Raw genomic sequence first — 12,067 nt, 5'->3', positions numbered from 1 at the left:
TGCCTTCTGATAAATGTGTTGTTACAAATGTGACCTAGCGTGGAAAACGTCATTCAATTTACGTCCTACGCTGATTTGTTAATAGTTAGTGCGATCTCTCTCACGGATCAATTCGGATCGCCTCGCTACTATGCGCCCACGAGTTCAGGAGCGCGTACGAGTTTTGTACTTTATGGCGTTACTTTGAACCACAGAATAATGGTCCCTCTGACCTGTGGCCGTACAGCGAACGCCCTACACTAATAATGATTTACTGGCGGCCACTTTATTTCCTGTACCTTGCTTCTGTTCACCTTGATTCCCTTTACCTGGAAAGTAAGCACCCCAAATGCTTACCAGCGACTCTCTTTCGTTTTTCATTAATTCAGCGCACACGCTACTGATCTTGTCGATCACAGCCACTTACTCCTGATCTTCCAGATCGGCAGCAGCCAACCTTGCCGCCTGTAACACAAGCGTTGAATACATACGCGACTCAGCCGCCAGCTCCTCGTCCCACTTAGGCCAAATACGCGAGATGTAGCTATCTCGACCCTCGCCCGTGAAAGCGAAGCTATCATTAAAAGTATCGGCCATTTTCTTGAGCGACTTCTCTTCATCATCGACCCATTTACCACGGCTAAAGCCCGCTTCAACGCCGGCCAAGGCGGTTTTCGGGAAATACGGCAGTGGTGCTGTCATACCTTGATAAAACAGTCGTACTAACTCAGCCAATAAACTCTTCGCCTGCTGCGTATCGCCGATAGGTTGTAGCGTTTGGTGCACCACACCTTCTTTTCTGTCGTAGCCAATAATATGAGTCGTTTTGCCGTGCCCCATCACTGCGCAACACAAGTGATCGATCCACGCAGCCAAGTAGTCTTGCGAACGAATTTTACCGCTACGGAAGCGTACTAAGCCCGATTGATAATTTTGAGTCAGCCACCCCATCAAACGAACCGGCTTGCCCTCGCCTAGCACGTCAAATTCAATATTTACCTCGAGATCTTGTTGTGGCTGCCCACTTACAAATCGAATCTCTTTGGCTAAATCTTCCGCTTGAACACGGTTGGTTTCAAACTCGATATCACCAAAAGCACCAACCGGTAAGCGACCTTGTGCCTTTTGTTCAGAAACAAACAAGCGAACCGCTTCATCTGCCCCTGCTGGGTGATCGAGTAGTACTTGGAGCAAAGCATCTTTAAGCTGGAAGCTCTCTAAGCCATTAAGCACGAATGGCTCATCGTCTTCCATTACCGGAAGCGGCGGCTCAAACACTACCTTTAAGCGGCGATTAAAGAAGTATTGCACTGGCAAGCGCCAGAAACGCTGTAGCTCAACCAAATCGAGTTCTAACGGATAAGTCGCACCAAGCAAATAGTCATCCAAGGCACGATTGAATTCACCACTGCGCTCACCGGAACGGTTAGCTGCAGGAAGCCATTCTTTGGCGTAGCTCAATACATGACTTGCATCACCTTGTGTAAAGGCTGCCGGGCTGAACGGCGTCATGGTGTGCTCAAAGCTGATCGCTTGAGTCAGCTTGATACCAGAACCATCACTTGGTAGCGCTTGATCTGCACTTAGGCAGTAGTTTTGCTGGCAGTACTCAATCAACTCTGAAACCAATACCGACGGTACTCGCTCAGTATTATCTTGAATCGAGCGGCCGACATAACTGATGTATAAACACTCTTGCGCCGACAACATCGCCTCTAAGAATAGGTAACGGTCATCATCACGACGAGAACGGTCACCAGGTCGAGTGCGCCCATTCATCAAATCGAAACCTTCTGGCGGCATTGAGCGAGGGTAAACACCGTCATTCATGCCTAATAGACAAACAGTTTTGAACGGGATAGAACGCATCGGCATCAGGGTACAAAAGTTCACTTGCCCCGCTAAGAAACGCTGACTAATACGCGCGCCCGACAGTTTATTATTCAAGTACTGATAGATAATGCTTGGCGATAGCTCTTGTTCGTACAAGGCATCATCAAGCTGTTCATTCAGTTGAGAAAGTGCATCACGAATCGACTTAAGCACCACCTCGCCTTCTAGCTCAACGGCGAAGAAATCATCAATCATTTGCAGCAAGGTTTCACGCCACATATCGATGGATTGCGTCTTGGCAAGGCGTTGACGGTAATGGGCAATACTATCAATAAAGTGCGCTAACTTACCTGCAAGTTCGGCGTTAATGCCCTGAACTTCGTTATAAGCTGCAATTGGAGAGTGTTCAGTTTCAAACAAACCTGCAGAATCCGACATCGCATAGCCCAGTAGCATGCGCTGGATACCAAATAGCCAGGTATTTTGCTCGGTGGCAGGCAAATCAAACTCGGTTGCGGTAGAAGAATCGACGCCCCAGCGGATCCCCGCTTCTTCAACCCACTGCTTGGCTTGCTCGAATTGAAATTCATCAATACCAAAGCGTGCCATCATCGCTGGGATTTCTAGTAGCTCTAGAAGTTCAGAGGCTAAGCAGCGCGTGTTTGGTAGCGCGACCAACTGCATAAACGCGGTCAGAATCGGGCTCTCTTGGTCTGCCGTTCGATCCGAGATCGAGTAAGGGATATAACGCTCACCCGGAGCATTACCAAATACCGCCTGAATAGCAGGGCTGTAAGCATTGATGTCTGCCACCATCACGATGATGTCGCGTGGCTTTAATGTTGGGTCAGCGTCAAACATTGCTAACAACTGATCATGAAGAACTTCAACCTCGCGCATTGGACTGTGACAAGCGTGTACCGTCAACGAACGATCGCCCAGCTCAACCACTTGTTTATGGTTGCTGGAGTCTAAGATGTGATCGTCTTGGTGCTCTTCTAACTCAAGAATATCGGCTTGCAGTTGATGCAGCAGGCTGTCTCTCTCGACATCAATAAAGAACTCATGCTCTTCGCTGTCTGATTGAGACAGCAAGAACAGGTTATCTCTGCCCAGTTTACCCATAGACGCAAGTAAGCTATTACCGACCGCTTGGCTGGTATGCAGTTCGTCTTCAATATTGGCTTCAATGCCATCTTTCAGTGGTGAGACTTCGCCCTCAAGCTGAGGTAAACCATCAACCAAAGCAAACTGCTTACGACGCTGCGCTTCCACTCTCGCCAAGTATTTACGGTCACGAATATCGCCCCAGTAATGTTGGCAAGGATTGGTGAACATCAAGTGCACATCAATCTGCTCGCCAAGCGCTTTCAAGGCATCCATGTAGCGAGGAGGCAGTGACGAAATACCAAACACAAACAGACGTTTCGGCAGGTGTTGTAACTGGCCTTGTTGATTAGCTAACGCTTCAATGAAGTCGTGATACAAATTACCACGGTGATATTTCGATTGGCCTTGAGAGAGCGTTTGCTCGTAGAGTGCCTTCCACAAAATTGGCTGCCAAGGGTGCTCTTGCTGCCCTTCACTATCAATCAATTCTGCAACGGGTTCTCCCGCTTCCCACATCGCCATCCACTCAGGTCGATACACCAAGTAGCCATCGAAGATATCGGCAATTTTCTCGGCTAATTGATACAACTTAGAGCCGTCTTCGTCGTTTTCAAGATAGCGCTGTAGGGGTAAGAAATCAGGGTGGTCAAGCTTCGCAGGTAGCAAACTCATTAGCTTCCACGTCATCGCTTCTTTGTTAAAAGCACTGCGTTTCGGTACATCAGGAAGCACTTGGGTAAACATATCCCAAATGAAGGTCGCTGGAAGAGGAAAATCGATATTTGCTGCTACACCAAACTCTTTGGCGAGTTCCATCTTAAGCCATTGAGACATACCCGGGCTCTGAACCAAGATCTGCTCTTTTTCGAAAGGATTGGCTAAAGGGTCACTTTTGATTAAGTGAACGAGAAGAATTTTTAAAGTATCAACTTTATTGGAATGGTAAACAGTAAACAAAGTGCACTCACGCTAATCTTGCCACAATATACTGCCAGATTAGCATAAGTGCTGAGTTTGAATGAGGAATATAAGCTTATGAAATACCGAAAGCTTAAGGTCCGTTTATCTTTTGAACTATTGCCCTTTACAATCTGCCCGCTACCGCACTTAAAACACGGTGAGGTTTGTAGTTCATGTAGTAACGAACAGCGACATAACCTACCACCAACGTCGCAACAATCAGCTCTAAATAAGCTAGGTTAAACACTTGGCTAATGTAATGCGCTTCAATACCTTGTGCTTGCATCCACGCAGCCAATTTAAACAAGGCTGTTGCACCAATCACAATTGGGAAGGTAAACGCTGCATAGCCAGGGCTGAATGGCAGACGAAGTAGTTTGAAAAACGCCATGTAGATAATGAACGTCATCAACACAGCAATACCAAATAACAACCCAATGATCACTGGTGAAGGGCTTGCTGTCACTGTTAGGTATCCCGCCAAAGATAGGCTTGCTGGTGCTGCCATAATCGCAATGGTTGGTTTTGCTGCATCTGGCACTTCGTGAGAGAAGATCAAACGGTAAACCATCAGTGGTAGCATCACAGCGTAAACCAATAAGCCGAATACCAAAGTCGCGTTCGCTACAGGCTCTAAAACTGGGTTACCCGAGAAAGATACGTCTGCCACAATGATACCGATTGGCGGTACGAACCAACTTGGCACCATATGGTGAATCTCAAAGTTTTTAGCTCTGTGATACAAAAAGCTCACTAAGAACACAACGTGTAGAGCAACCGCTGCAAGCCACATCGCTTCTTGTAAAAATTGAGAAATCGGCGCTAAAGATGCTGACACCACCATGCAACCCATCGCAAATGTTGGTACTACACTCCCCACTACAGGGTGAGCAAGATCTTCACGCAATAGATGGCCATGAATCAAAAATTTCACAGCTAAAACAAGAAGTAATACCGCCGCGATACCCGCACTGATCCACTGCACTAAACCAGGAGTGTGTAAAATACCTTGTGCGACTAAAACGCCATCCCAGCACCAGCCTAAGCTTGCGATTGCTAGTGCTAACCCTGCCATGGGTGTTGGAGCTCCTGTTAATCTATATTTAATACGTTGAATCATGTGAGCCTCTCTTGAACTTAATTCACAAAACTTGTGAACTCATCAGCTTGTTGAAGCCATAATACGCTTGCACTTCGTTAAGTTATATCCAATTATATATAACAAGCGTTCATCAATACTGAACAACCAATTCCACCAGCAGCGTAAAAGTAGGAACCTGATGGCTAATATCTCAATCAAACAGCTCAAAGTGTTTGTCACCATTACCCAGCATTCGACACTTACCGCCGCATCGGAAGCTCTGTTTCTCTCTAAAGCCGCGGTTAGCATGGCACTCGGTGAAATGGAAAAACAGCTAGGGCACTCTCTATTTGACCGGGTCAACAACCGATTAATTCTCAATCAAGAAGGACACAAACTGCTTCCTTTGGCTGATGAGATTCTTCACCGGGCCGCAGGCATCGATGTTCTATTCCGTGATGACCAGCCCTTAAGTGGCAATCTCAAGGTTGGCGCGAGTGACACGATCGGTAATCAGGTTGCGCCTTTTATTTTGTCTGGCTTTCGAGAAAAAACTCAGCACCAAGACCAGAGTTTGTTCATCTCAAACAGTGCCCTGATCTGTCAAAAGTTGGTGGATTATGAACTGGATATCGCGTTAATTGAAGGAAAAACACTCCATCCGGAGTTGATCTCTAGCCAGTTTAGTAGCGATGAAATGTGTATTATCGTTAGTAATCAACATCCTTTAGTGGCAAAAGACAAAATCGCGTTGCGAGATTTAGAAGACAGCCATTGGATATTGCGCGAATCCGGTTCAGGAACGCGTGAGTTTTTCCTACGAGCCGTCGCACCACGCATCGAGCATTGGTATGAGTCTTTTGAGCTCAACACCACAGAAGCAATCATCAACTCTGTTTCTGCCGGTCTTGGCTTTGCCTGTTTGTCTCGTTTAGCTGCTCAGCGAGCGATCGATTCAGGCCGAGTAAAAGCGCTTAATGTGCCACTTGATATGAAACGTCGCTTCTGGATGCTGGTCCACAAAGACAAATACCAAAGCCCATTACTGAAATCTTTCATGAGTTATTGTGAAGACTGGGCGACACATCAAGATTAAGACCGCATAGTGCGGGCTCCAACTGGACTTTTAGCCTCAGAAACTGTATAAAAAGCCAGTAAAATTTATCAAACTTAGAGGATTAACCATGGCTGTTATCGTCAAGTACGTGGTGGAACGCAACGGAGAAGAGAAAATGACTTTTACCTCTAAAGCCGAAGCTGACGCATACGACAAAATGCTGGATATGGCTGATGAGCTTTTTGAACTGTTAGGCAAAAGCGATTTAGTTGAAGATGAAGGCAAGCAAGAAGAACTTGCAATGTACCTAGCTAAGAACAAAGAAGAAGTTCTTTACGCATTAGGTGCGAAGCGTAAACCAGCTCCGAAAAAAGCGAAGAAGCTTGAAGCGGTTGAAGACGCAGAAGAAGATGCAGCTTAATTAGCTGAAGCTTTCTAAAAAACGCCAATGACACCTCTAATCAGAGTCAGTCATTGGCGTTTTTTTATACTTATCGAAATATAATGATGCTTGTTTATAGTCGAAATAGCTCTAAACATTCGCTTGCACAAAAGTGTGATAAAGATCTAATCTATTGCCATCAGGTGATGGGGTTCCACCTAAGCTTTTGCTTCAACCGCCCGTTCTTTTGAACCGTGCTAATGACTCCTACAGAATCGAAAACAGGTAATACTGTTGGATGTATCGCTACTCCTCCATTTTGAAATGGGCTGCGTCTATTAAGACCAAGTTCCATTACTCCTTTGGATTATCGATACTCAAGATCTGTAGTGAATTAGCCGCACCTCTTCCAACACGTCCTGTTTTCTCAACGCCCTAGGTCAATACGACTTTATTAGTGAGAAAACATTATGCATTACTCTTCAGAAATTCAATCCATGTGCCCTATTCAAAGGGGTGATCTTCACAACTCGGCTCCAATTCCAGTTGAAGGCGCCATGGTTAGCCCAAAAGATGTCATCGCTATTTCTGGCTTAAGCCATGGCGTAGGCACTTGTGCACCACAACAAGGCGCGGCAAAACTGACTCTCAACGTGAAAAACGGCATTATCGAAGAAGCACTCATCGAGACTATCGGCTGCTCAGGCATGACACAATCTGCCGCGATGGCCGCTGAAATCCTCACCGGAAAAACTATCCTAGAAGCACTTAATACTGACTTAGTGTGTGACGCGATTAACGTCGCGATGCGCGAAATCTTCCTGCAGTTTGTTTACGGTCGAACTCAATCTGCTTTCTCTGAAGGTGGCCTAGAGATCGGTGCTGCATTGGAAGACTTAGGTCAAACCCAGCGCAGCCAAGTTGGTACCAGCTACTCAACCGCAGCAAAAGGCGTCCGTTACCTAGAACTCGCAGAGGGCTATGTGACTAAGCTTGCACTTGATGACCACAGCGAAGTGATTGGTTACGAGTATCTCAACCTCGGCAAAATGATGAAGGCGATTAATCAAGGTGTGCCAGCCAATGAAGCGGCTGACCTTGCTACAGGGACTTATGGTCGCTTCGATGAAGCCGTGACCAAGATGAACCCACGCCAACAGTAATTTTTGCCAATTTAGAGGAAAGATATTATGAACACTCAACTTAATGAATCAGTAACTCGCGCATTGGCAGAAATGAACTTCGACTCTTTGGCGCAAGCAGAGCAATACTGTAAAGCCCACAATGTAGACCCAAAAACTTTGGTGATGGACACTCAACCAATTGCGTTTGAAAGTGCAGCCGATGCATACACCTTAGGTACAGCCATGGCTCTATTCCGTAAAGCGAGCAACGCTGAACAAGCAGCCAACATCATCGGTGAAGGCCTCCAAGCATTCACAAAACCCGGTAGTGTTGCCGAGCAACGTCAAGTTGGTATTGGTCATGGTGCGCTTGCTGCTCGTCTTCTGAATGAAGAGAGCCACTGCTTTGCTTTTCTTGCAGGTCACGAGTCTTTTGCTGCCGCTGAGGGCGCAATTAAAATCGCACTAAACGTCAATAAATCACGTAAAAATCCATTAAGAGTTATCCTAAATGGTTTAGGTAAAGATGCGGCGTACTTAATCTCACGCATCAATGGCTTCACTTACGTGCGCACTCAATACGACTACCAAACCTGTGAACTCGTTGAAACAGAACGTCGCCGTTTCTCAAATGGCCCTCGCGGAGAGATCTTATGTTACGGCGCTGATGATGTTCGTGAAGGTGTCGCAATCATGCACAGAGAAGAGGTGGATGTGAGCATTACAGGTAATTCAACCAACCCAACACGCTTCCAACATCCTGTTGCGGGTATCTACAAAGCAGAGCGTACTCGCCAAGGTCTGCCTTACTTCTCAGTCGCTTCAGGCGGTGGTACAGGTCGTACATTGCACCCAGACAACGTAGCGGCAGGCCCTGCGTCTTACGGCATGACAGATACTATGGGCAGAATGCACGCAGACGCTCAGTTTGCAGGTAGCTCTTCAGTTCCTGCTCACGTTGCTATGATGGGCTTCATCGGCATGGGTAACAACCCAATGGTAGGTGCTACGGTTGCACTAGCTGTCGCGGTAAGCGAGTCTCAAAACGCATAATGATAGAAGTGATTGTCACCATTTAGCGCCTCAAGCCAAGGCGTTAGTTGAAAAATCGACACCAACACACAGTCAAAACTCTACTACCATCACTAAAACTATACAGCCAGCCCTATGCTGGCTGTTTTTTATTCACACTTGCTCTAGTATCTATTCTTATTCAACATGTGTATTTAACTGCATCTTTTTAAAGGAATAATATGAAAGAGCTCATCATCCATACCATCACAGTTTTCATGGGCTTTTTCGCCATCATGAACCCTATCGCTAACACGCCAATCTTTCTTGGTTTAACAGGCGACAACGACAGGGAGACAGTTAAGTCGATCGCGTTCCGCTCAGTGTTTATCGCATTTATCATCGTCAGTACGTTTGCCATTTCAGGCAAGCTGATCTTCGACCTTTTTGGTATCACGCTTTATGCCCTGCGCATCACAGGCGGTATTTTGGTCTTCTTGATTGGCTTTCACATGCTACAAGGTGAATCGACACACTCGAAGGCGAAAGAGAAGGTCAACTCAGATGCCCAACAAGACGCGGCGCTAAGTATCGCAGTATCACCACTGGCCATGCCGATACTGGCTGGCCCGGGGACAATAGCCACCGCGATGAACTTTGCCAGCACCGAGGGCATCTATGAAACCGTCATTACCATCATCGCTTTCGGCCTACTGTGTACCTTAACCTACGTGTTGTTTGTGTTTGGCGAGCGCTTCGTGAAAGCGGTAGGACCAAGCGCACTGAATGTGATTACTCGAATGATGGGTTTGATACTGGCAGTTATTGGTATGCAGATGTTGATTGAAGGGATCGAGCAAGCTCATAAAGCACTGTTTGTTTAAATGGTCATTCAAAGGGAAATATTGACTCACATATCCGCCAATTTGTATTGATCTGCAGCGTTTTCTCATTGCAGAAAAATATCTCTCAAAAGACAAGCAATATCATTTTACAGACTTTATCCCGATGCGCCCTTTCATAACGAGGGCGCTCTCTTTATGATGAACGCAATTAAATTAACTTTGCTAACGACGACGCTCGTTATTCGAGCCACTGTTATGAAATAGCAAATTCAAGACTCAACACATGGAGATTCAACATGGCTTTCTTTTCACTAGCCTTCGGTACGGCAACCAAAAACCGCGACAATAAAATCATTGAAGCGTTCTTCCCTAGCCCACTTCTAAACCCAAGCGACGCTCTAGTAGCGGCTGTAGGTGAAGTAGCAGGTTACACTGAAGGCAACCAAGCTATCGAAATCTCTGCTGCACAAAGCGCAGAACTAGCGAAAGCATTCGCAGCAAACGACGATGCAGCAAACGCATCTTTCGCAGGAAAAGCAGCAGCATCTGAACAGCCACTTGTTCTTGTTGTTCTTGCGACAGACGAGAAGCCAGCATCTGTTGCTGAAGGCTTCCTTAAGCTACAACTTATCTCTAACCGCCTAGTTCAGCCGCACGGTACTGTACTAGACGGCATCTTCGGACTACTGCACAACATCGCATGGACAAACGAAGGCCCAATCGACCTTCCTGAACTAGCGGATCGTCAAATCGAAGCTCGCCTAGCTGGTCGCTCTCTGTCTGTAGATTGCGTAGACAAATTCCCTAAAATGGTGGATTACGTGGTACCAACAGGTATTCGTATTGCTGATACTTCTCGTGTTCGTCTTGGCGCACATGTGGGTGAAGGCACAACGGTAATGCACGAAGGTTTCATCAACTTCAACGCGGGTACAACAGGCGTAAGCATGGTTGAAGGTCGTATCTCTGCAGGTGTTGTTGTAGGTAACGGTTCAGACATCGGTGGCGGCGCTTCTATCATGGGTACTCTGTCTGGTGGCGGTACTATGGTTATCTCTATCGGCGAAAACTGCCTACTAGGCGCAAACGCTGGTCTTGGCTTCCCAATGGGTGACCGTTGTACTGTTGAGTCTGGTCTTTACGTGACTGCGGGTACAAAAGTTCGCATGCTAGATAAAGAAGGCAACGAAGTAGAAATCATTAAAGCGCGCGACCTAGCTGGCGTTTCTGACCTGCTATTCCGTCGCAACTCAATCACTGGTCAAATTGAGTGTCTAGCGAACAAGTCTGCTGTTGAACTGAACAGCGAGCTACACAGCAACAATTAATCAAGCATTAGATGCTAGAAAATACGAAGCCGCTGGGGTGAAATCCAGCGGCTTTCTTCATTCTTTTGCTAGTATCCAAAAGTATGTCGCCCCTTAATCCACTAACATACACACTTTCTAACAAATTCATCTTACCCTGTGACACATGGCAGAAACAGCTCAGAGGGTCAAACTCCCTGCTAACACCTAATTAAATGGTCATGAGATTTTGAACAGTGTTTTATTGTTTTATATAATCATCTCAATTGATCCACTCATTTCGAAAAAAATTCTCATGCACAGTTTAAAAAAACTCCACAATCTATCAAAGAAAGTTCACCCGCATTGTTATGGAGTAGACTACATTCGTAAAAACATTCGATTTGTTATGTGGGGATTGCTCAATCGCCAAGTTACTCAAGGAATGTACGATTTGCAGAAGGATAAAAAACTAACAGCAGTCTTTGAAAACGACTACAAGCTCTTTGAAAAGCCATTGAAACCATTCATCTCTCCTAGTTTCTCATCCACCCAGAGGCTAGAGCTGATACGATCGCATTTTCAAATTTTAACTGATAAGTTTGATAGCAAAGTTATCAACCTTTATGAAAAACCATTCGAGATAACAACCTTCAAAGATCGAAATGGTCAACCTTACACGATTGAGCTTTATCCAGGTGAGTCAAGAGAGGGGTCTATCGGCATTAAGCTTGTAGAATTGCATTCTGGCCAGACCATATATTCAATTACGTGCAACCTCTCTGAAGATGAAAATGACAGAGTGTTACACATAGGTTGCTTACAAGGGACCAACCGTCATGTCATTGATAGTCAGATTAAGATTAAAGAAATAACTCGAACACTTCACGGCCTTCGCCCTAAAGCTCTAATGCTCAATTTGAGCTTAATGTTTGCTAGGTATTTTGAAGTGAACAAAGTGATCGCAGTATCAAATAAAGGCCATGTATATCAAGCTTTGCGATACTTGGGTTCAAAAAGAAGTGCTATTAGCAGTGATTATGACTCTTTGTGGGAAGAGATGAGCGGACAAAAAGTGAGTAAGTTCTTTTATCAGATTCCAGTTAAATTAGAGCGCAAAGACCTGACTCATTTAAAAAGAAGTAAGCGTAACCTTTACTCAAAAAGGTACGCTCTACTTGATAAATTGGAGGAGGAACTGACTGAGTCTTTATCAAAAATTGCCTTACCAAACGAAGCAATTCAATTATTTGAACCGAAGTGATGTCATCTACTCTGAGAGTAAATAGATCTAATGATAAAAACAACTTCCTCGTTCATAATAACAATTAATTGTTGAGCAACCTTCAAACATACTGACCAAATGAAACAAAAAAGCGCAGACCTTTCGCTCTGCGCT

10 protein-coding genes and 1 riboswitch are annotated in these 12,067 nt (G+C 45.5%); of the genes, 7 read left to right on the top strand and 3 right to left on the bottom strand.

What is annotated here, in order from left to right:
• Nucleotides 1-234: 234 nt before the first annotated feature.
• The 3 genes from OCV52_RS03415 to OCV52_RS03405 form a co-directional block, all read right to left on the bottom strand.
• Nucleotides 235-396: a hypothetical protein gene (locus OCV52_RS03415; RefSeq protein WP_170222438.1), complete on the bottom strand. Its 162-nt coding sequence runs from the start codon at nucleotides 394-396 to the stop codon at nucleotides 235-237.
• Nucleotides 397-402: 6 nt separating this feature from the next.
• The gene (recC, locus tag OCV52_RS03410; RefSeq protein ID WP_137407365.1) at nucleotides 403-3,879 is read right to left on the bottom strand and encodes an exodeoxyribonuclease V subunit gamma; all 3,477 of its coding nucleotides are present in this window, start codon (nucleotides 3,877-3,879) and stop codon (nucleotides 403-405) included.
• Nucleotides 3,880-4,006: 127 nt separating this feature from the next.
• Nucleotides 4,007-5,002 carry a TDT family transporter gene (locus tag OCV52_RS03405; RefSeq protein ID WP_170222439.1) on the bottom strand — a complete coding sequence of 332 codons (996 nt, stop codon included), beginning with the start codon at nucleotides 5,000-5,002 and terminating at the stop codon, nucleotides 4,007-4,009.
• A 160-nt stretch (nucleotides 5,003-5,162) separates the two neighbouring features.
• Between OCV52_RS03405 and OCV52_RS03400 the strand changes: the two genes are divergently transcribed.
• From OCV52_RS03400 to OCV52_RS03370, 7 genes are all read left to right on the top strand, one after another.
• On the top strand, nucleotides 5,163-6,059 hold the full coding sequence (locus OCV52_RS03400) for a LysR family transcriptional regulator (RefSeq protein WP_019823882.1): 897 nt from the start codon (nucleotides 5,163-5,165) through the stop codon (nucleotides 6,057-6,059).
• An 88-nt stretch (nucleotides 6,060-6,147) separates the two neighbouring features.
• Nucleotides 6,148-6,441, top strand: coding sequence for a YebG family protein (locus OCV52_RS03395; RefSeq protein ID WP_008223840.1), 294 nt, complete (start codon nucleotides 6,148-6,150; stop codon nucleotides 6,439-6,441).
• Between the two features lie 154 nt (nucleotides 6,442-6,595).
• Nucleotides 6,596-6,679, top strand: a riboswitch (Fluoride riboswitch).
• A gap of 193 nt (nucleotides 6,680-6,872) precedes the next feature.
• The gene (locus tag OCV52_RS03390) at nucleotides 6,873-7,565 is read left to right on the top strand and encodes an iron-sulfur cluster assembly scaffold protein (RefSeq protein WP_137407367.1); all 693 of its coding nucleotides are present in this window, start codon (nucleotides 6,873-6,875) and stop codon (nucleotides 7,563-7,565) included.
• Nucleotides 7,566-7,589: 24 nt separating this feature from the next.
• The gene (locus tag OCV52_RS03385) at nucleotides 7,590-8,579 is read left to right on the top strand and encodes a GGGtGRT protein (RefSeq protein ID WP_137407368.1); all 990 of its coding nucleotides are present in this window, start codon (nucleotides 7,590-7,592) and stop codon (nucleotides 8,577-8,579) included.
• Nucleotides 8,580-8,779: 200 nt separating this feature from the next.
• The gene (locus tag OCV52_RS03380) at nucleotides 8,780-9,421 is read left to right on the top strand and encodes a MarC family protein (protein WP_004737591.1); all 642 of its coding nucleotides are present in this window, start codon (nucleotides 8,780-8,782) and stop codon (nucleotides 9,419-9,421) included.
• Between the two features lie 257 nt (nucleotides 9,422-9,678).
• On the top strand, nucleotides 9,679-10,710 hold the full coding sequence (gene dapD / locus OCV52_RS03375) for a 2,3,4,5-tetrahydropyridine-2,6-dicarboxylate N-succinyltransferase (RefSeq protein ID WP_137407369.1): 1,032 nt from the start codon (nucleotides 9,679-9,681) through the stop codon (nucleotides 10,708-10,710).
• Between the two features lie 274 nt (nucleotides 10,711-10,984).
• Complete coding sequence (locus OCV52_RS03370) at nucleotides 10,985-11,932, top strand: VirK/YbjX family protein (protein WP_032554025.1); 948 nt, start codon at nucleotides 10,985-10,987, stop codon at nucleotides 11,930-11,932.
• Nucleotides 11,933-12,067: the final 135 nt, after the last annotated feature.

The sequence above is a fragment of the Vibrio chagasii genome (assembly GCF_024347355.1).
Classification (GTDB): domain Bacteria; phylum Pseudomonadota; class Gammaproteobacteria; order Enterobacterales; family Vibrionaceae; genus Vibrio; species Vibrio chagasii.
This window is presented reverse-complemented; position numbering and strand designations above follow the sequence as displayed.

Bases quoted from the DNA above. Each gene is read 5' to 3' on its own strand.
- OCV52_RS03370 (WP_032554025.1), top strand. From the start codon at position 10,985: ATGCACAGTTTAAAAAAACTCCACAATCTATCAAAGAAAGTTCACCCG.
- OCV52_RS03405 (WP_170222439.1), bottom strand. From the start codon at position 5,002: ATGATTCAACGTATTAAATATAGATTAACAGGAGCTCCAACACCCATG.
- OCV52_RS03395 (WP_008223840.1), top strand. From the start codon at position 6,148: ATGGCTGTTATCGTCAAGTACGTGGTGGAACGCAACGGAGAAGAGAAA.
- dapD (WP_137407369.1), top strand. From the start codon at position 9,679: ATGGCTTTCTTTTCACTAGCCTTCGGTACGGCAACCAAAAACCGCGAC.
- OCV52_RS03390 (WP_137407367.1), top strand. From the start codon at position 6,873: ATGCATTACTCTTCAGAAATTCAATCCATGTGCCCTATTCAAAGGGGT.
- OCV52_RS03400 (WP_019823882.1), top strand. From the start codon at position 5,163: ATGGCTAATATCTCAATCAAACAGCTCAAAGTGTTTGTCACCATTACC.
- OCV52_RS03380 (WP_004737591.1), top strand. From the start codon at position 8,780: ATGAAAGAGCTCATCATCCATACCATCACAGTTTTCATGGGCTTTTTC.